This window comes from Streptomyces sp. NPDC056527 (assembly GCF_042794475.1).
Lineage (GTDB): Bacteria > Actinomycetota > Actinomycetes > Streptomycetales > Streptomycetaceae > Streptomyces.
Window position 1 is genome coordinate 40,648 of sequence record NZ_JBHTTQ010000016.1, and the last position, 16,255, is coordinate 56,902.

22 protein-coding genes are annotated in these 16,255 nt (G+C 71.5%); 10 read left to right on the top strand and 12 right to left on the bottom strand.

Translation table 11 applies throughout. The features are described from left to right. Positions 1-187: 187 nt before the first annotated feature. Positions 188-652 (top strand): RICIN domain-containing protein, encoded by a 465-nt coding sequence (locus ACFQ7Q_RS11785; protein ID WP_383552737.1) that lies wholly within the window; start codon positions 188-190, stop codon positions 650-652. A 15-nt stretch (positions 653-667) separates the two neighbouring features. Here ACFQ7Q_RS11785 and ACFQ7Q_RS11790 read toward each other — a convergent pair whose 3' ends face one another. Together ACFQ7Q_RS11790 and ACFQ7Q_RS11795 are read right to left on the bottom strand one after the other, a co-directional pair. Beyond that, positions 668-1,531: a class I SAM-dependent methyltransferase gene (locus ACFQ7Q_RS11790; protein WP_383552739.1), complete on the bottom strand. Its 864-nt coding sequence runs from the start codon at positions 1,529-1,531 to the stop codon at positions 668-670. Between the two features lie 61 nt (positions 1,532-1,592). After that, on the bottom strand, positions 1,593-2,525 hold the full coding sequence (locus tag ACFQ7Q_RS11795; protein ID WP_383552742.1) for a cupin domain-containing protein: 933 nt from the start codon (positions 2,523-2,525) through the stop codon (positions 1,593-1,595). Between the two features lie 83 nt (positions 2,526-2,608). Between ACFQ7Q_RS11795 and ACFQ7Q_RS11800 the strand changes: the two genes are divergently transcribed. Further along, on the top strand, positions 2,609-3,439 hold the full coding sequence (locus ACFQ7Q_RS11800; RefSeq protein ID WP_383552745.1) for an NmrA family NAD(P)-binding protein: 831 nt from the start codon (positions 2,609-2,611) through the stop codon (positions 3,437-3,439). A 126-nt stretch (positions 3,440-3,565) separates the two neighbouring features. Here the strand turns inward: ACFQ7Q_RS11800 and ACFQ7Q_RS11805 are convergent, their stop codons facing one another. Further along, positions 3,566-4,225, bottom strand: coding sequence for a class I SAM-dependent methyltransferase (locus ACFQ7Q_RS11805; RefSeq protein WP_383552897.1), 660 nt, complete (start codon positions 4,223-4,225; stop codon positions 3,566-3,568). A 97-nt stretch (positions 4,226-4,322) separates the two neighbouring features. After that, a complete protein-coding gene (locus ACFQ7Q_RS11810; protein WP_383552748.1) occupies positions 4,323-4,628 on the bottom strand; it encodes a 4a-hydroxytetrahydrobiopterin dehydratase in 306 nt (101 codons plus the stop codon). Positions 4,629-4,719: 91 nt separating this feature from the next. On the opposite strand from ACFQ7Q_RS11810, the gene ACFQ7Q_RS11815 reads away from it, so the two are divergent. Then, positions 4,720-5,529 (top strand): helix-turn-helix domain-containing protein, encoded by an 810-nt coding sequence (locus ACFQ7Q_RS11815; protein ID WP_383552750.1) that lies wholly within the window; start codon positions 4,720-4,722, stop codon positions 5,527-5,529. On the opposite strand, the gene ACFQ7Q_RS11820 is transcribed toward ACFQ7Q_RS11815, so the two are convergent. Together ACFQ7Q_RS11820 and ACFQ7Q_RS11825 are read right to left on the bottom strand one after the other, a co-directional pair. Beyond that, positions 5,519-5,935, bottom strand: coding sequence for a hypothetical protein (locus tag ACFQ7Q_RS11820; RefSeq protein ID WP_383552753.1), 417 nt, complete (start codon positions 5,933-5,935; stop codon positions 5,519-5,521). The genes ACFQ7Q_RS11815 and ACFQ7Q_RS11820 overlap by 11 nt on opposite strands. Before the next feature lie 309 nt (positions 5,936-6,244). Then, positions 6,245-6,823, bottom strand: coding sequence for a TetR/AcrR family transcriptional regulator (locus tag ACFQ7Q_RS11825; protein ID WP_383552755.1), 579 nt, complete (start codon positions 6,821-6,823; stop codon positions 6,245-6,247). 88 nt (positions 6,824-6,911) lie between these two features. Between ACFQ7Q_RS11825 and ACFQ7Q_RS11830 the strand changes: the two genes are divergently transcribed. The 4 genes from ACFQ7Q_RS11830 to ACFQ7Q_RS11845 all read left to right on the top strand — a co-directional run bounded on the left by ACFQ7Q_RS11830 (position 6,912) and on the right by ACFQ7Q_RS11845 (position 9,277). Continuing rightward, complete coding sequence (locus tag ACFQ7Q_RS11830; protein WP_383552758.1) at positions 6,912-7,358, top strand: anthrone oxygenase family protein; 447 nt, start codon at positions 6,912-6,914, stop codon at positions 7,356-7,358. A gap of 94 nt (positions 7,359-7,452) precedes the next feature. Further along, the gene (locus tag ACFQ7Q_RS11835) at positions 7,453-7,878 is read left to right on the top strand and encodes a DUF4267 domain-containing protein (protein WP_383552761.1); all 426 of its coding nucleotides are present in this window, start codon (positions 7,453-7,455) and stop codon (positions 7,876-7,878) included. A 168-nt stretch (positions 7,879-8,046) separates the two neighbouring features. Continuing rightward, positions 8,047-8,535 carry an anthrone oxygenase family protein gene (locus ACFQ7Q_RS11840; protein WP_383552763.1) on the top strand — a complete coding sequence of 163 codons (489 nt, stop codon included), beginning with the start codon at positions 8,047-8,049 and terminating at the stop codon, positions 8,533-8,535. Between the two features lie 172 nt (positions 8,536-8,707). Next, on the top strand, positions 8,708-9,277 hold the full coding sequence (locus tag ACFQ7Q_RS11845; RefSeq protein WP_383552767.1) for a hypothetical protein: 570 nt from the start codon (positions 8,708-8,710) through the stop codon (positions 9,275-9,277). Positions 9,278-9,377: 100 nt separating this feature from the next. Here ACFQ7Q_RS11845 and ACFQ7Q_RS11850 read toward each other — a convergent pair whose 3' ends face one another. The 4 genes from ACFQ7Q_RS11850 to ACFQ7Q_RS11865 all read right to left on the bottom strand — a co-directional run bounded on the left by ACFQ7Q_RS11850 (position 9,378) and on the right by ACFQ7Q_RS11865 (position 13,307). After that, positions 9,378-9,905 (bottom strand): GNAT family N-acetyltransferase, encoded by a 528-nt coding sequence (locus tag ACFQ7Q_RS11850; RefSeq protein WP_383552769.1) that lies wholly within the window; start codon positions 9,903-9,905, stop codon positions 9,378-9,380. 191 nt (positions 9,906-10,096) lie between these two features. After that, complete coding sequence (locus ACFQ7Q_RS11855) at positions 10,097-10,654, bottom strand: SMI1/KNR4 family protein (RefSeq protein ID WP_383552772.1); 558 nt, start codon at positions 10,652-10,654, stop codon at positions 10,097-10,099. A gap of 53 nt (positions 10,655-10,707) precedes the next feature. Then, positions 10,708-11,937 (bottom strand): MFS transporter, encoded by a 1,230-nt coding sequence (locus ACFQ7Q_RS11860; RefSeq protein WP_383552775.1) that lies wholly within the window; start codon positions 11,935-11,937, stop codon positions 10,708-10,710. Further along, entirely contained in the window at positions 11,934-13,307 is a 1,374-nt protein-coding gene (locus ACFQ7Q_RS11865) for an NAD(P)-binding domain-containing protein (protein WP_383552778.1), read from the bottom strand. Before ACFQ7Q_RS11865 ends, ACFQ7Q_RS11860 begins: the two co-directional genes overlap by 4 nt. A 166-nt stretch (positions 13,308-13,473) precedes the next feature. Here ACFQ7Q_RS11865 and ACFQ7Q_RS11870 point away from each other — a divergent pair, with 166 nt between their 5' ends. Both ACFQ7Q_RS11870 and ACFQ7Q_RS11875 read left to right on the top strand, forming a co-directional pair. Then, positions 13,474-13,836 carry an ArsR/SmtB family transcription factor gene (locus ACFQ7Q_RS11870; protein WP_383552781.1) on the top strand — a complete coding sequence of 121 codons (363 nt, stop codon included), beginning with the start codon at positions 13,474-13,476 and terminating at the stop codon, positions 13,834-13,836. A gap of 40 nt (positions 13,837-13,876) precedes the next feature. After that, positions 13,877-14,233, top strand: coding sequence for a hypothetical protein (locus ACFQ7Q_RS11875; protein ID WP_383552784.1), 357 nt, complete (start codon positions 13,877-13,879; stop codon positions 14,231-14,233). Between the two features lie 196 nt (positions 14,234-14,429). On the opposite strand, the gene ACFQ7Q_RS11880 is transcribed toward ACFQ7Q_RS11875, so the two are convergent. After that, on the bottom strand, positions 14,430-15,200 hold the full coding sequence (locus ACFQ7Q_RS11880) for an aquaporin (protein ID WP_383552787.1): 771 nt from the start codon (positions 15,198-15,200) through the stop codon (positions 14,430-14,432). A 34-nt stretch (positions 15,201-15,234) separates the two neighbouring features. Next, a complete protein-coding gene (locus ACFQ7Q_RS11885) occupies positions 15,235-15,543 on the bottom strand; it encodes an ArsR/SmtB family transcription factor (RefSeq protein ID WP_383552789.1) in 309 nt (102 codons plus the stop codon). Between the two features lie 196 nt (positions 15,544-15,739). Between ACFQ7Q_RS11885 and ACFQ7Q_RS11890 the strand changes: the two genes are divergently transcribed. Further along, positions 15,740-16,156 (top strand): arsenate reductase ArsC, encoded by a 417-nt coding sequence (locus tag ACFQ7Q_RS11890; RefSeq protein ID WP_383552792.1) that lies wholly within the window; start codon positions 15,740-15,742, stop codon positions 16,154-16,156. Positions 16,157-16,255 lie beyond the last annotated feature (99 nt).

The following is a 16,255-nucleotide window of genomic DNA, read 5'->3' on the forward strand; positions in this document are numbered from 1 at the left end:
TGGGGGCCTCCGTGGCCTGGGGGGCTCCCGCCGTCCTCGCCGATCCCGGGCGTCGGGGCCCCAACCGGGCGGTGTACACCGTGGGCGCCTGCGCGGGGGGGGGGCCGGCCCGGTATCGGGCCGGCCCTCTCCCATGCCCCGGTGGTCGACCGCCCCGGTGGTCGGCCACGAGCAAGGAGTACGGACAGTGAGCGGTTCGCCCGCCCCGGTCGAAGAGGGTCTCTACCGGGTACGGAACGTGGCCAGCGGGCTGCTCCTGGAGGTGTACCAGGGCTCCACCCGCAGCGGCGCGAACGTCCAGCAGGGCAAGGAGAACGGTTCGCCCGGCCAGCACTGGCACATCACGGCCGTCCCGAACGGCGGCGGCCTCTACCACCTGGTCAATGCGGCGGGCGGCAAGCGGCTCGACGTGGCGAACGCCTCGACGGAGAACGGCGCCAACATCCAGCAGTGGAAGGCGAACAACTTCGGCGCGCAGGAGTGGATCATCGAGCAGGACCTCCAGTCGCCCGGGACGGTCGCGCTGGTGAGCTTCATCAGCGGACTGCTGCTCGAGGTCGAGGACGGTTCGACGGACGACGGCGCCAACGTCCGGCAGTGGGAGGACACCGACTCGCCGTCCCAGTGGTGGCGGCTGGAGCCGGTGTCCTGACCCTCAGGGTGCCGCTCAGCCCTTGCGGGCGGTGTGGACGGTCGAGGCGGACAGGTGGAAGAGGTCCGTGCGCCGGTGCAGGGAGAGCGGGTCCGCCGGGTCGAGCAGCCGGGCGAGGCTCGCGCGGTCCTCGGCGTCGACCCGCTCGCCGAGCGGGTGCTGCAGGCGCGTGAAGTGGGCGACGATCTGTTCGCGTACGACGGCGGGCACGGGGGCCGGGACGTCGGTGAGGAACGAGCGGGTGCCGCTGGGGGTGAGGCCGGCGGCACCGAGCAGCGCCCGCCAGTCGTCGGGCTCGTCCTTGCTGTCGGGCAGTTCGGCCCGCATCTCGGCGAACCAGTCGGCGTGCGCGGCCTCGATCCTGGTCTCCAGGCCGGACCGGCCGAAGCCGACGTTCGCCGGCAGATGACGGGCGTAGAGCCCGCCCTCGACGAGGGCGATCAGACCGCCGGGCCGCAGCAGACCGGCGAAGGCGTCGAGGGCGGCCCGCTGGTCGCCGATGTGGTGGGTGGAGTTGCCGGCCCAGATGAGGTCGGCGTCGCCCAAGGAGTCGAAGTCCTCCGGCAGTTCGGCGTGGAGGGTCGTCACCCGGCCGGCCAGGCCGCGGGCCTCGGCGCGGCCACGGGCGCGCTCCAGAAGCTCCGGGGTCACGTCCACGGCGACCACTTCGGCGGCCGGGAACGCCTCTGCGAGCAGGGTGGACACGACACCGGGGCCGCTGCCGACGTCGAGGATCCGGCGAATGCCGACGGCCGGGACCAGCTCGCCGAGCCACGCGGCGGCCCGGGTGTAGAGGGGGCTGTGGAGTTCGGCCTGGCGCTCCATGAGCGGCGCCATGGCGGCCCAGTCGAGGTGCGTGCTGTTGTGGTCGTGAGTCATGGTGCAAGCCTGCGACCAGGTCTCGGGAAACGCGAGAGAAGTTGCCGTTCCGGCAACAGACTCACTCCTGCCGCCGGTACTCCTGCGGACTCACGCCCCGTACCCGCTTGAAGGAGGCGCTGAGCGCGAACGCGCTGCTGTAGCCCACCTGACGGGCCACGGACTCGATGGTGGCGTCCGTCTCCCGGAGCAGGTCGGCCGCGAGCGCCAGGCGCCAGCCGGTGAGGTACGTCATCGGCGGCTCGCCGACGAGCTCGGCGAACCGCCGTGCGAGTCCGGCCCGCGACGCGCCGGCCTTGGCCGCCAGCGAGGCGACGGTCCAGGGGTGGGCCGGATCGTTCTGGAGGAGTCGCAGCGCCGGGCCGACGACGGGGTCCGCCATGGCGCGGTACCAGGCCGGGGCCTGCGCTCCCGGCCGGGAGAACCAGGCCCGGACCGCGGCGATCAGGAGCAGGTCGAGAACCCGGTCGAGGACGACGCTCTGGCCGGGTTCGTCACGGGAGATCTCCTCGTCGAGGAAGGGCATGAGGGGGCAGTTCCACACGTCTGCGGGCAGGTGCAGCAGCTCCGGCAGCGCGTCGAGCAGCCGTCGGCTGACCTCGCCGTCCATCTGGTAGGTGCCGACGAGCACGGTGGTGGAGCCGTCGAGGGCGTTGCCCCAGCTCCGCACGCCGAGGTGCATGGCTTCGGCGAGCGGCTCGCCGCTCAGGGTGGTGCAGACGCCGCCGGGGCCGATCACCGCCCGCGGCGGGGCGTCCGGGGCGTCGGCGACGATGTACGGCTCGGGGCCGCGGGCGATGGCGAGGTCGCCGGGCCGCAGCAGGACGGGTTCGCTCCGCGCGGGGACGATCCACGCCTCGCCCTCGGTGACGCACATCAGACAGAGCGGCGCGCGGTCCTCGATCCGTACCGACCACGGCGGCTCCATGATCATCCGGAGCAGGAAGGCCCCTTTGGCCCGAGGTCCGTCGAGGAGTCCGGCGAGAGCGTCCATGAACGCCAAGCGTAGACGGAGGCGTATGGGAGTGAGCCTGTGGAGCATGGGAAGTGGGCGGCGGGCACGCGAGTCTTGAGGACATGACGACGAACACGAACGACACGCAGACGGTTCTGGTGACGAGCGCGACCGGCAAGACGGGCCGGCGGGTGGCGGAGCTGCTCGCGGCCCGCGGCGCGACCGTGCGGGCGGGCTCGCGCTCCGGTACGACCCGCTTCGACTGGGAGGATGTGAGCACCTGGGCCCCGGCGTTGCGGGGCGCGGACGCCGCGTACGTCAACTACTACCCGGACCTCGCCGCGCCGGGCGCGGTGGAGGCGATGCGGACCCTCGGCGAACTGGCCGTGGCGAACGGGGTGCGGCGGCTGACGCTGCTGTCCGGGCGCGGCGAGCCGGAGGCGGTCCAGGCGGAGGAGGCGCTGCGCGCTTCGGGGGCCGAACTGACCGTCGTACGGGCCTCGTTCTTCGCGCAGAACTTCAACGAGGGCGCGATGGCGGAGGGCGTCGCGGCGGGCACCATCGCGTTCCCCGCGGGCGACACGGCCGAGCCGTTCATCCACGCCGACGATCTGGCGGAGGTGATCGTCGAGACCCTGGACGGTGACGGCCACGCGGGTGTGGTCCACGAGGTCACCGGTCCGCGGCTGCTGACCTTCGCGGAGGTGGCGGCGGAGGTCTCCCGCGCCTCGGGCCGTGAGGTCACGTACGTCCCGATGAGCGAGGACGAATACGCTTCCCTGCTGCAGCAGTTCGGGCTGCCCGAGCCGGACGCGCGATGGCTCTCGGCGCTGTTCTCGATGCTGCTCGACGGCCACAACGCGTCGGTGACGGACGGGGTGAAGCGGGTCCTGGGCCGCGAGCCGCGCGACTTCACCGCCTTCGCTGCGGAGGCATGGGCGCCGGGGGCGTAGCTCGGTAGCGGGCCGCCATGCGGGCGACGGTCCTTCCGCTGGTCCGGCATCTCGTCCTCCACCGCCCGTCGGGAGCAGGCGTTCGCGCTCGACGCAGGGCCGTGGGTGACGAACCGGGTGATGGAGTCAGTCGCGCCTGACGGGCCGCCGGTAGGACACCAGCCGGTATTCGGGATCGTCACGGGGGCGGTCCTGATCCGGCAGCGCGGCGAGTTCGGCGACGAGCGCGGGCGTCGTCTCCGGGGAGCCGCCGAACCACGAGGCGAAGTAGCCGCGGCGCAGCTTCTCGATGGTGGCGCGCGGGGTGTTGCCCTGGTCGTGGCCGGTGAAGCGGGTGGCGCCGGCCGGTTCGAGACCGAGCGCGGCGGCATGCGCCGCGATCCGGTCGGCTCGGTCGGAGCTCTTCTCGTACGAGCGGTGCGGGGCGAGGACGGCGTCGATGTCGCTGCCGACGTCGTGGGCGGCGTCCTTGTCGACCGTGGCGATCAGGACGCCTCCGGGCCGCAGGACACGGGCGGCCTCGGCGACGATCGCGTCCGAGAACGGGACGAGGTGCAGCAGCCAGACGGCGCTCACCGCGTCGACCGAGGCATCGGGGAGGGGCAGACGCCGGGCGTCGGCGAGGACGACCCCGCCCGGTACCCGCCGGCCGGCCCTGCTGACCATGCCGGGCGCGGCATCGGCGCCGTACACGCACAGGCCCGGGCGGGTGAGCCGCTCGGTGACGAGGCCGGTGCCGCAGGCGAGGTCGAGAAGAGTACGGGCGCCGGGCGGGACCAGACGCAGGACGGCGTCCGCCGCCGCGCGTCTCGTCGTAGCGGTCCGCCTCGGTGTCGTAGTCCAGCAAGGTCTGCCCCATGGGGCAGAGCCTAGTGTGTGAAGGTCAACTGGCCCCGTGCTCGGGGGCGATGGCCTCGACCCGCTCGGCCAGCTCGAAGTCCTTCTCCGTGACCGCGGGTCCGGCCGAGTGGGTGTTCACCGACACGGCGACGGTGTTGTAACCGAGCGTCAGATCGGAGTGGTGGTCGAGCTCCTGCTGGATCTGCGCCACGTGGACGACCATCGCCGTGGCCGCGAAGTGGTCGCCGAGACGGTAGGTGCGGGTGATCCGGTCCTCCGTCAGGGACCAGCCGGGGAGCTCTCGCAGGCGGTCCTCGATCTCCTTCTGCGACAGCGGCTCTGTGGGCATGTCCGTACTCCCTCCGGTCGGGGTTGCTGACCGTGACGATACGGTCCCGGGGTCTCGATACCCGGGTCGACACCTGGGATACCGTCGGGGCATGACAACAGTCGCGAGCGACCGGGGAGTGGGGCCGCTGCTGCGCGGCTGGCGCGAGCAGCGGCGGCTGAGCCAGTTGGAGCTGGCGCTGCGGGCGGATTCCTCGGCCCGGCACATCTCCTTCGTCGAGACGGGCCGCGCCCGGCCGAGCGAGGAGATGATCCTGCGCCTCGCCGAGCACCTGGACGTGCCGGTACGGGAGCGCAACGCGCTGCTGCTCGCGGCCGGGTACGCCCCGCGGTACCAGGAGTCGACGCTCGACGACCCGCGGCTGGACACCCTGCGGGAGGGCATCGAGCAGCTGCTGCACGGGTACGACCCGTATCCGGCGCTGGTCGTGGACGGCGCGTACACCGTGGTGGCGGCGAACGAGAGCATCGGCGTGCTGCTGTCCGGCGTGGCGGAGCACCTGCTCACCCCGCCGCTGAACGCGATGCGGATCACGCTGCATCCGGAGGGCCTCGCGCCGCGGATCAGGAACCTGCGGGAGTGGCGGGGGCATCTGCTGGCCCAGATGGAGCGGCAGATCGCACTGTCCCGCTCGGAGCCGCTGCGGAGGCTCTACGAGGAGGTGGCGGCGTACCCGCTGCCGGAGGGCACCTCGGACCCCGACGACCGCGAGGACCCGGAGTCGTATCCGTACTTCGCGCTGCCGCTGCGGATCGAACACGACGGGCGGGTGCTGTCGTTCGTGTCGTCCATCTCGACGTTCAACACCCCGATGGACGTGACGGTCGCCGAGCTGGCCATCGAGACGCTGCTCCCGGCCGACCCGGAGACCGTCGCGTATCTGCGGTCGCTCAGGGGGTAGTGGCGCGCAGGGCCGACCACTGGAGCCCCGCGAACCCGGCGACGACGGCGGCCTGCATCGGGATCCACACCAGGCCGGCGGTGGTGGGCTCCAGCCAGGCGACGAGGGCGACGACGCTGAGCGCGGTCCAGATCGCGTTGATGTCGATCACGAGCCTGACGCCGAGGGCGGGCGGCTGCGGGCGGCTCGCGAGCCAGGCGACGCCCGCCGCGTACAGGGTGAGGAGGAGGCCGAGTTCGAGCAGCAGACCGGAGTCGACGCCGAGCAGCCCGCTCAGCGGCCCGGACGCGGCGAGGTAGGCGAGGCCGTTGCCACCGGTGACGACGGCGTCGAGGGCGAGGAACCGGCGCACCATCGACTGCGGCTGGGTGGTGCGGGAGAGACCGGCGAGCAGGGCCTGGGACATGACGGATCACCCTCCGTGGGCATGTGTCTAGGGGCGTGGACCCGGAACTCGGCCGGAGTGCGCCGCCCGAGTCCCGGCGAACACCACGATGCCGCCGTGGTCGACGCGGGTCGATTACGTGGGAGGTAATGGGGCGTCATGAGGCCTCGATCAGGAGACCGGTCGTCCCTGCTCCGGGGGGGCCACGACGCCCGCCGGAGTTCGCGCACGTCCGTCAGATGTCGCCGTCGGTGGCTCCCCGTCCGGCTCCCTCACCGGACAGGCAACAGGGCCCGAGGGGCCCGGCTGCGTGCTCGTCGGGGTGGTGTGTCAGACCATGGCGAGCCGGTCCACCAGTAGCTCCACCCTCGGCTCGATGTACTCCGGTGGCAGCCGTCCCGCCCGGGTCAGGGTGGCCAGGCCGTGCAGGCCGGCCCAGAACACCTCGGTGAACAGACCCGGGTGGACGCCGTCGCCGGCGACCTCGGTGAGGGATTCGAGCAGGGCGGCGAAGGCGTCCTTCAGCGGCTCGGGGGTGTCCTCCTGCGCGTACGCCAGGCCGCCGTCGAGCTGGAACAGGGCGTCGTAGACCGCCGGGTTGCGTGCGGCGAAGTCGAGGTAGGCGCGGGCGAGGGCGGCGGCCCGCTCGCGCGGACCGACCGCGGCGGAGGTCGCGGCCCGCAGCGCCACGGCCATCTCGGTGGCGCCCTCCAGGGCGACGGCGCCGATGATCTCGCGCTTGCCGCGGAAGTGGCTGTAGAGGACGGGCTGGCTGTACTCGATGCGCTCGGCGAGGCGGCGGGTGGTGACCGCGTCCCAGCCATGCTGCTCGGCGAGTTCGCGGGCTGTCGCCACGATGAGTCGCTCGCGCTCCGCCCGTTCGCGCTCCTTGCGTTCCCTTACTGACATGAATCGATCCTAGCACCGCTAGACAATCGAGCGTGAGCAGCGCTAGCGTTGACCCATCAGCTAGCAACGCTAGATCGAAGGGATCGTCATGCTCGACACACTCCAGGTCGTCACCACCGTCGTCGTCGGCTTGATGGTGGGGGTGGAGTTCTCCGTCGCCTTCATCATGAGCCGCATCCTGGACGCGCTTCCCGAGGACAGCGGCCAGCTCGGCCACGCCCACGGCGGCCGGATGCTCGGCGCCCTGATGCCGTTCTGGTACATCGGCTCGCTCGTCCTCATCGCGATCTGGGCCGTCGCCGGATGGCAGCACCACGGCGCCGGACTCGTCGTCACCGCCGCCGGACTACTGATCCTCAGCGTGGTCATGTCGATCCTGCTGCTCGTCCCGATCAACAACCGGAACAAGACCTGGACCCCCGAGAACCGGCCCGCCGACTGGAAGGAGCAGCTGCAGCGCTGGAACCGCTACCACTACGTCCGAGTCGCCGTCATCGTCGCCGCGTTCACCCTGCTGGTCGCCGCCCTCGTCTGACCCCACCGCCGCCCCGACCGCACCGGTTCACCCCTGTACATCGACTGCATCGACGGCCTTACCAAGCCGACGACGACTCGCATGGAGAAGAGCAATGTCGCTGAAGAAGATCAACACCGTCCTGGCCGCCGTCTTCATCCTCTTCATCCTCTGGTTCGGGACGGAGTACATCCTGAGCCCGGAGACGACGGCGCCGGGCTACGGCCTGCCGAGCTGGCCGTCCGGCGACGGCGACGGCTTCCTGGTCATCAAGGGAATCCGCGACGTCGTCCTGGCCCTGGTCCTGGGCATCCTGCTGGTGACGGGCCATCGCCGGGCGCTGGGCTGGGTGCTGCTGGTGGAGGCACTCGCCGCGTACGGCGACATGACCAACGTGCTGGCCCACCACGGCTCCGTGGCCACCGCGCTCGGCGTCCACGGCCTGACCGCGACACTGATGGTGGTCAACGGCCTGCTGATCATGCGCGAGACCCGCGACGTCGCGGCCACCACGGCAACGCCCACCCCGCAGCCCGCCTGACACCACCTCGGCGCGTATCGGTTCACCCGCCCACCCCCGCCGCACGGGGAGCCGCGCAGAGCAGCAGCTCGACTGCTGCTCAGCCACTTCTCCGGCCAGGGCCCGCCACGGGCTGAACAGCTCACGCCCTCCATCACCCCCGCCACGCGCAGCCACGAAGGAGTCCCTATGCGCATCCTCGCGGTCAAAGGTCTTGCCCTGCTGTCCACCGGTGCCCTCGCAGGCGCGTTCGGCTACGGAGCGGCCAACCTCGTCCCCACGTTCGATGCCGTGCCACTCCAGATGCGACTGTCCTTCCATGCACAGCTGATGGAGATGAACGGCATCACCATGCAGGGCGCCATGGGGCTGTCCGCGCTGAGCGCCGCGACGCTCGCCGTGATGACTCGCGGCACCCCACGGTGGCTGGCCGGCGGTGCGGGCCTGCTGACACTGGCATCCTTCCTGATAACCCGGCTCGGCAACGTCCCCATCAACGGCCGGATCAAGGAGTGGGCCGCCGCCGCCTCGGCACCCCGCGATCACGCCGAGATCCTGGATCGCTGGGAGGCTTTCAACTACGCCCGCACAGGCACCGCATTCGCCGCCTTCTCGCTGCTGATCCTTCTGGCTCTGCAGCACCACAGCGCCAAGCCTGGCCCGAACGAAACGGCCTGACATTGCCAGCTGCAGCGCTCAGCGAGAGGACACCCCCGGGGAGAGCGTTCCACGGTGATCAATGACTCCCCGTCACAACCGGTCCCGGACCGCCACAAGGACCACCACGCAGCTACGTACCCGTGATCCTTTCCCGTACAACCAATCGGCCGGGGCGAAGGTCAAGCAGGGCATGGCCTCTTCCCAAGTCCTTGATGAAGCCCTGCCCGAGGGGCGGGACCCGGCGGGCAGCTCCCTGGTCACCACGGAGACCGAGCCGTCCGACAAGGTCTGGCAGCTGTGGGTGGCGGTCTTCGCCGTCGTGCTCGGCTACATCGGCTACGTCGTCTGGGTGGGCTTCGCGGTCCCGGACTCGCGGTGGAGCTGGCAAGTTGTACTCGTGGCGGGGATTCCGCTGGCCCTCGGCCTGCTCGGCAGCATCGCCGCCCTGAACAGCACGCTCAACCGGGTGACGCTCGCCCGACGCGGCATCACCGTGCGGGCATCCATGGCCTACCACGCGAACGGCAGGAAGCTCGGCTACTACACGTACACCGACGCCGGCGGCAACCAGTACTCGCACCACCCTGCGGCCAACCGTTCAACGCAGAACATCGACGTCGTCTACGACCCTCGTTCACCCAGGGTCAACGCCGTCAGACGCCCTCTTGTCGAGGTGGTGCTGATGCACCTCCTCGGCTGGCTCGTCGCCCTCGGGTGCCTCGGGACCGGCGTGGCCGGAGCGGCCGCGCCCTTCATCTGACCCCTGACTTCTGACCCGAGAATGGTGTCCTGCCGGTCGTCATCTCCGATCGGCATGACACCCCTGGCCGGCCGGCCTCAGCTCAACCGAAACGGCGAGGTCAGTCGCCGAGGATCCGCTCCCACAGCAGCCCGTCCCGCCAGCTCCCGTCGAGAAAGATCGAGGAGTGCGCGACGCCGTACGGGCTGAACCCGTTGCGGCGCAGCACCCGCTGCGACGGCAGATTCTCCAGATTGGTGGACGCCTCGGCGCGGTGCAGCCCGAGTTCGTCCGTCATCACCCGGAGTACAAGCTCGACGGCGCGCCCGGCGTGCCCTTGATTCTGGGCGACGCCGGCGATCCAGTATCCGACGGAGCCTCGGCGCAGGTGCGGCTGCGGCAGGATGCCTCCGATGGTGACCTGTCCGATCACCTGGTCGTCGGCCAGCACCACGCCCGGCCAGACCGAGCCGGCCCGGTATCCGGCCAGCAGGCTGTCGATCCGCTCCTCCTGGCCCTCCGGGGTGAAGAATTCGGCCGGCTGGGCCGGTTCCCACGGCCGGAAGGCCTCGACGTCCCGCACACGATGCGCGGCTATCGGAGCGGCGTCGGTGGGCTCGATCAGGCGGATCCTGGTGCCGCTGCGCATGGGCTGATCCTCTTCGCAGTGCGTCGAATAGGACGGCCACCCTACGCGAGGGTGCCAGCGCCACCGCAGCCACGCCCGCCGGAGGATCGAGTCGATGGATCCCCAATCGAGGTCATCACCCGCCTTGTTGGGCACAACGGCACCATCACGACGGAGCTGGTGTACCGCAAGCGGCTTCGTCCCGTGCGTGTTCACCAGGGGTGGTTCGGGCCGTCCTCGGGCTCCGGGTGGTAGCGCAGGGTCGGGCCAGGTCGGTAGCGCCCCAGGAAGGGTGGGCGGTGCGGGCCTTCGACGCAGCTCAGAAGGAACTCGGTGAAGGGGCCGGGGGCCTCGTGCCACTCCCCTTCCTCCGTCTCGACCACCACGCGCCACTCGTCGGGGTCCTCCTCCTCGGGAAGGAAGTAGTACGTGGCGCCTTCCCCGTCCCCGCCCCACGGGATCAGACCGCCGGGGTGGGGATGGAAGGGGAACGGGGTGCGCTCGGGGTCGTCGAGGTGCGGCCGACCCGACATCGGCCAGATCTGGTCCAGTTCGATCTGCGTCCCCTCGACCGGGCGGACGAGCCAGAAGAGGTGGTCGAAGGAACCCGGCCCGTACAGGTCGAGGAACGCCTTGTAGTCCGTCGGCACGGCCACCCCGAGGTGCCTCTCGGCCGCCTCCCACAGCTGCGGCCGCGCCCAGCCCCAGCACGGCGGCTCGCCCAGCAGTTCCCTCAGTCGCACCGCCGCGGGCGATGGTTGGTCGCTCATGAGGGCACCCTGTCAGACCCCACTGACAGTCCCTCGCCCTCCCTTCAGTTGGGTCAACCGGTCGGGGCCTTGGGCGGGCGGGTTCCCAGGGCGGTGACGGCGGCGAGGAGTGACACCGCCGCGAGCAGGGCGAACAGTGCGGGGTAGCCGCCGAGCGGACCGGCCAGGACTGCGCCCGCGAAGGGGGCCAGAGCGGCTGCCACATGGGCGGGTGCGCCGAGGAGTCCGGAGAGCCGGCCGTAGTGCGCGCCACCCCAGCGGTCGGTGACGGAGGTGGCCTGGAGGAGGGTGAGGTTGCCCCGGACCACCCCGGCGAGCACGGATGCGGCGATGAGAACCGCGTACGGGCCGGCCACGGTCGCGAGGGCCGCGGTGGTGAGTCCTCCGAGCCCGATCAGCGTGACCGTGCGGGCGGTGACACCGAGGCGTCGGGCCAGGGACGCGTACAGGGTGCGGCCGAGGGTCTGTCCAGCGCCGCCGAGGCCGAGGGCCCATGCGGCCTGGGAGGTGGTGTAGCCGCGTTCGAGGAGGAGGGGGACGAGGCCGATGACGACGGCGTACATCGTGAACGCGGACAGGGTGAAGGTGGCGGCCAGCATCAGGAACGCGCGGCTGCGCACCACTCCCCCGCTGCCGACGGTGACATGTGACGGGCCCTCGGGGGCTGGTGGCCATGGCGCTTTCAGGGCGAGGGCGTGGGCCGGGACGGTCAGGACCGCGAGGATGCCCGCGAGCACCACGTAGGTGGCGCGCCAGGACATGTGGTCGGCGAGGATCGCGGTCAGGGGTGCGAAGACGGTGGAGGCGAGGCCGCCGGCGAGGGTGACGATCGTCAGCGCGCGGACGTGGTCGGGGGCCCACCAGCGGGTGAGCGCGGCGAAGGCGGGCTGGTAGAAGGTGGCGGCCATCGCCGTTCCGGCGAGCAGCCACCCGGCAACGAAGACAGCGGGGTTGGGGGCCGCGGCCACGAGCAGCAGGCTCAGGACGCCGAGGACGGAACCGACCGTCATGACGACGCGGGGGCCTCGGTGGTCCAGGACGCGGCCGACGTAGATCCCGGCGAGTGCGGAGACGACGAGGGCGGCGGAGAACGCCGCGGTGGTCGAGCCCGCGCTCCACCCGGTGTCCTCGGTGATCTGCGGGTTGAGGACGGGGAAGGCGTAGTAGACGATGCCCCAGCTCGTGATCTGGGTGAGGCACAGCGCGGGCAGGACGGCGCGGGGCCGCGACCGGTCCCCTGGTCCGGTCGCGGCCCCGTTCGCACGGGTGTCGAGGTCGGTCACGAGCCGCAGGAGGGTGCCGGCGTGGTGGTACCCAGCTGGATGAGCGCGGGAGAGGGGGTGCAGCAGCCGCCGCCGCCGGCCGCCTCGTCGGTCTGCGGCTGGTCGAAGAGGCCCGCGCCGCCGCACACACCGGTCTCGGGCAGGACGAGTTCGACGCGCTCGGCGGACTCGCGGTCGCCGGCGATCGCCGCGACGACGGACCGGACCTGCTCGTAGCCGGTGAGGGCGAGGAAGGTCGGCGCGCGGCCGTAGGACTTCATGCCGACGAGGTAGACGCCCTCCTCCGGGTGGGAGAGCTCGTTGACGCCGTGCGGATAGACGGTGCCGCAGGAGTGCTGGTTGGGGTCGATGAGCGGAGCCAGTTCGACCGGGGCCTGGAGTCGTTCGTCGTGGCCGAGGCGGAGCTCGTCGAGGAAGGACAGGTCGGGCCGGAAGCCGGTCAGGACGATGACCTCGTCGACCGGGTCGAGGCGGTGGCCGTCCTCGGAGATCAGCACGAGCTGCTCGCCGGCGCGCTCGACCGCCTGCGTGCGGAAGCCGGTGACGGCGTCGGCGTGGCCCTCGTCGACGGCGGCCTTCGCGGCGAGGCCGAGTGCGCCGCGGGCGGGGAGCTGGTCGGCGGTGCCCCCGCCGAAGGTGGAGCCGGAGATGCCCCGGCGCAGGATCCAGGTGGCGTGCGTGCCGGTGCCGTCGTCGGACTTCGCGAGGTCGGCTAGCGAGGCCAGGGCGGTGAACGCGGAGGCGCCGGAGCCGATGACGGCGGTGCGCTTGCCCGCGTATCGGGCCCGTACGGCAGGGTCCTTCAGGTCCGGGACGCGGTAGGAGATCCGGTCGGCCGCCGCTCGCTCGCCGAGCGCGGGGAGGCCGTCACCGCCGGCCGGGCTCGGGATGGCCCAGGTGCCGGAGGCGTCGATGACGGCGCGGGCGAGGATCCGCTCCTCACGGCCGTCGGCGTGGGCGACGTGCACGGTGAAGGGCTGGGCGTCGCGGTCGGAGTCGACGAGCCGGTCGCGGCCCGCGCGGGAGACGCCGGTGACCCTGGCACCGACACGAACCTGGTCGCCGAGGACGTCGGCGAGCGGCTGCAGGTACTGCTGGGCCCAGTCGCCGCCGGTCGGGTAGGTGCCCGCGTCCGGCTTCACCCAGCCGGTGGGCGCGAGGAGCTTCTCGGCGGCCGGGTCGGTGAGCTCGCCCCAGGTGGAGAAGAGCCGTACGTGCGACCACTCGCGCACCGCCGCCCCCGCCTGTGCCCCCGCCTCCAGGACCAGCGCCTCAAGGCCCCGGTCGACGAGGTGCGCGGCGGCGGCCAGCCCGGCAGGCCCGGCCCCGATGACCACGACGGGCAGCTGCTCGGTGGCGGTGGCGTTCATGACGAGTCCCCTTTGTTTCGACGTTCATCGATCTCCCGCATCACCAGCATGGCACTGACATCGATAAGCGTCAACATAGACATCCATCGATATGGAAGCCGCCAGAGGGCGTCGTGGAGCTCGCCGAGCCCCATGAGCTTGGTTCGACATGTGTCAACATAGACATATGTCGAATGTGAAGGTGCTGCCGCTGTTGGAGCCCGAGGTCGAGCCCTGCTGCCCGCCGCTGAACGAGCGCCCTCTGACGGCGGAGGAGGCCGAACGGACCGCGGTCATGTTCAAGGCCCTGGGAGATCCCGTCCGACTGCGCCTTTTCTCCGCGGTCGCCTCGCACGAGGGCGGCGAGGCGTGCGTCTGCGACATCTCCGACGTCGGCGTCTCCCAGCCCACGGTGTCCCACCACCTGAAGAAGCTGAAGGAAGCCGGCCTGCTCTCCTCCGAGCGGCGCGGCACCTGGGTCTACTACCGCGTCGAGCCGGCCGTCCTCGCCGCCATGGGACAGCTGCTCACCAAGGCCGCCACCGCATAGCCCCGAGGGCGGAAGCGGGCATCGAAGGGAGGTGGCCACGATGACCACCTGGGTACCGGACTCCTGCACCCTTCCCACGGCCGCGCGGCCGCTACGGGTCGCGGAGTTCGACTCGCTGTTCACCCAGCACCTGATGAACGTGTCCCGGCCGGACCGACTGAGGCTCGAGATGGTGCTCGACGGCGAGCCGGTCGTGGATCAGGCGGTGCGTGATCTGGCGGCGCGCGAGAGCGGCTGCTGTTCGTTCTTCACCTTCACCGTCAGCCCCTGCCCGGAGGGGATCCGGCTGGACATCGCGGTGGACACCGCGCACGAAGCAGTACTGGACGCGTTGCAGACGCGGGCCGCCGCGGCCGCCGTCCCCCGCCCGGACGGAGAGGGCAGCCGCTCGGCGTGATCCCGGATCCGGTGCCGATTGCCGCTCGGGCCGCGATCCTGGCCCAAGCCGGCGCGGTGCCGTAGGCGAGGCCGGCGGCGAGCCCGGACCGATCGCCGCCACGTCCACGAGCCACCTCAGGCGGCGGTCGTCCTGTCTCACGTCCGGCCGTGGCCGTCCCGCCTCGCGTTCAGGCCGCGGTCGTCCTGCCGCGCGTTCAGGCCGTGGTCGTCCTGCCTCGCATGAAGATGACCGCGACCAGGGCGAGGCCCATGGCCGCGCCGATCAGCTGCATGCCCACGAACGCGGGGACGGAGGCGGGGGCGATGCCGGCGAAGGTGTCGGTGAAGGCACGGCCGATGGTCACTGCCGGGTTCGCGAAGGACGTGGACGAGGTGAACCAGTACGCGGCGCCGATGTAGGAGGCGACCGCGACGGGGGCGAAGCGGAGCCGGTCGGTGCGGGCCAGGCCGAAGATCAGCAGGATCAGTCCGGCCGTGGCCACGACCTCGCCGAGGAGGAGGTTGCCTGCCGAGCGGTCGTGCGTGGACCACTTCACCAGCGGCTCGCCGAACATCGCGTCCGCCAGGATCGCGCCCGCGATCGCGCCGAGGACCTGGGAGGGGATGTAGGCCGCCAGCTCACGGCCGTTCACACCGGCGCCCCCGCGCCTGGCCGTCCACCATTCGGCCAGCGTGACCGCAGGGTTGAAGTGCGCGCCGGACACCGGCCCGAGGAGGGCGATCAGGACGCCGAGGCCGAAGACGGTGGCGGTGGAGTTGGCGAGCAGCTGCAGGGCGACGTCGTCGGTGAGGCCGGTGGCCTGGATGCCGGAGCCGACGACGATCGCCACCAGGGCGGCGGTGCCGACGAATTCGGCGGTGGCTCGGGCGGCGAGCGGGGTGCGGGGCGGGGTGGCGCCGGGGGCGGGCCGCGGCGACGTGTCGGCGGCTATGGCGTCGCTCGCGGCGGGCTCGGTGGCGGTCACTGGCTGGGTCTCCTCGGCAGGTGGGGCGAGAGCGTTACGGGCAGGCTCTCTTGGTGTCGGCGTTGGCGCGCGCGGCCTCGGCGAGGGCGGCGAACTGCGCGGCCAGGCCTTCGATGACGTCCGGCTTGAGGCGGTAGTAGGTGAACCGGCCGCAGGGTTCGGTCTCGACGACCCCGGCCTCGCGCAGCACCTTCAGGTGGTTGGAGAGGTTGGTCTGCTTGGCACCGGTCTCCTCCACGAGGTGAGTGGTGCACAGCGTCTCGCGGGCGAGCAGAGTCACGATCCGGAGGCGCAGGGGATCACCCAGAATCCGGATCAGATCAGTATCGACTGACGTCAGCATGGACTGATACTGTCACATCACTCGGCGCTGATACCAGGCTGGGCTGACCCCGTGAGCCCAGGGGGTCCCCATGCAGACATGACCGAGGGCTTCGGACCTGGCCCTTCCCGACGGACGTCTCGCGGTAGACGAGCTCTCCCCAAGCCGTCGACCGACGAACCTCCCCCGCACCGTTCCCGCCCCCAAGGAAGAACCGATGACCGCTCCGCTCGCCTCCGTGCTCTTCGTCTGCGTCCACAACGCCGGCCGCTCCCAGATGGCAGCCGGATTCCTGAGCCATCTCGCGGGCGACCGGATCGAGGTCCGCTCCGCCGGATCCGTCCCGGGCGACCAGGTCAACCCGTCCGCGGTCGAGGCCATGAGGGAGGTCGGCGTCGACATCTCCGCCGCCACGCCGAAGGTCCTGACCACCGAGGCCGTCCAGGCGTCCGACTACGTCATCACCATGGGCTGCGGCGACGCCTGCCCGGTCTTCCCCGGCAAGAGGTACCTCGACTGGGCCCTCGAAGACCCGGCCGGCAAGGGCGTCGACGCCGTCCGCCCCATCCGCGACGAGATCAGGACGCGCATCGAGGCCCTGATCGCCGAGATCGACGCACGGACGGTGGCGTGACCTCGGTCCGCCTGATCCCGGAGATCGCTTCGCCCGCCGCCGGTCGTGGGTATTGTTCGCGCCGTGGCGGCGGGGGCCGTACCGAGGACGCGGGGAGCT

What these genes read in the sequence shown, in the direction of transcription:
- ACFQ7Q_RS11830 (WP_383552758.1), top strand. Translation starts at nt 6,912, where the DNA reads ATGCTCGACACACTCCAGGTCGTCACCACCGTCGTCGTCGGCTTGATG.
- ACFQ7Q_RS11800 (WP_383552745.1), top strand. Translation starts at nt 2,609, where the DNA reads ATGACGACGAACACGAACGACACGCAGACGGTTCTGGTGACGAGCGCG.
- ACFQ7Q_RS11885 (WP_383552789.1), bottom strand. Translation starts at nt 15,543, where the DNA reads ATGCTGACGTCAGTCGATACTGATCTGATCCGGATTCTGGGTGATCCC.
- ACFQ7Q_RS11865 (WP_383552778.1), bottom strand. Translation starts at nt 13,307, where the DNA reads ATGAACGCCACCGCCACCGAGCAGCTGCCCGTCGTGGTCATCGGGGCC.
- ACFQ7Q_RS11875 (WP_383552784.1), top strand. Translation starts at nt 13,877, where the DNA reads ATGACCACCTGGGTACCGGACTCCTGCACCCTTCCCACGGCCGCGCGG.
- ACFQ7Q_RS11855 (WP_383552772.1), bottom strand. Translation starts at nt 10,654, where the DNA reads ATGAGCGACCAACCATCGCCCGCGGCGGTGCGACTGAGGGAACTGCTG.
- ACFQ7Q_RS11825 (WP_383552755.1), bottom strand. Translation starts at nt 6,823, where the DNA reads ATGTCAGTAAGGGAACGCAAGGAGCGCGAACGGGCGGAGCGCGAGCGA.
- ACFQ7Q_RS11850 (WP_383552769.1), bottom strand. Translation starts at nt 9,905, where the DNA reads ATGCGCAGCGGCACCAGGATCCGCCTGATCGAGCCCACCGACGCCGCT.
- ACFQ7Q_RS11820 (WP_383552753.1), bottom strand. Translation starts at nt 5,935, where the DNA reads ATGTCCCAGGCCCTGCTCGCCGGTCTCTCCCGCACCACCCAGCCGCAG.
- ACFQ7Q_RS11790 (WP_383552739.1), bottom strand. Translation starts at nt 1,531, where the DNA reads ATGACTCACGACCACAACAGCACGCACCTCGACTGGGCCGCCATGGCG.
- ACFQ7Q_RS11795 (WP_383552742.1), bottom strand. Translation starts at nt 2,525, where the DNA reads ATGGACGCTCTCGCCGGACTCCTCGACGGACCTCGGGCCAAAGGGGCC.
- ACFQ7Q_RS11845 (WP_383552767.1), top strand. Translation starts at nt 8,708, where the DNA reads ATGGCCTCTTCCCAAGTCCTTGATGAAGCCCTGCCCGAGGGGCGGGAC.
- ACFQ7Q_RS11870 (WP_383552781.1), top strand. Translation starts at nt 13,474, where the DNA reads ATGTCGAATGTGAAGGTGCTGCCGCTGTTGGAGCCCGAGGTCGAGCCC.
- ACFQ7Q_RS11815 (WP_383552750.1), top strand. Translation starts at nt 4,720, where the DNA reads ATGACAACAGTCGCGAGCGACCGGGGAGTGGGGCCGCTGCTGCGCGGC.
- ACFQ7Q_RS11840 (WP_383552763.1), top strand. Translation starts at nt 8,047, where the DNA reads ATGCGCATCCTCGCGGTCAAAGGTCTTGCCCTGCTGTCCACCGGTGCC.
- ACFQ7Q_RS11810 (WP_383552748.1), bottom strand. Translation starts at nt 4,628, where the DNA reads ATGCCCACAGAGCCGCTGTCGCAGAAGGAGATCGAGGACCGCCTGCGA.
- ACFQ7Q_RS11835 (WP_383552761.1), top strand. Translation starts at nt 7,453, where the DNA reads ATGTCGCTGAAGAAGATCAACACCGTCCTGGCCGCCGTCTTCATCCTC.
- ACFQ7Q_RS11890 (WP_383552792.1), top strand. Translation starts at nt 15,740, where the DNA reads ATGACCGCTCCGCTCGCCTCCGTGCTCTTCGTCTGCGTCCACAACGCC.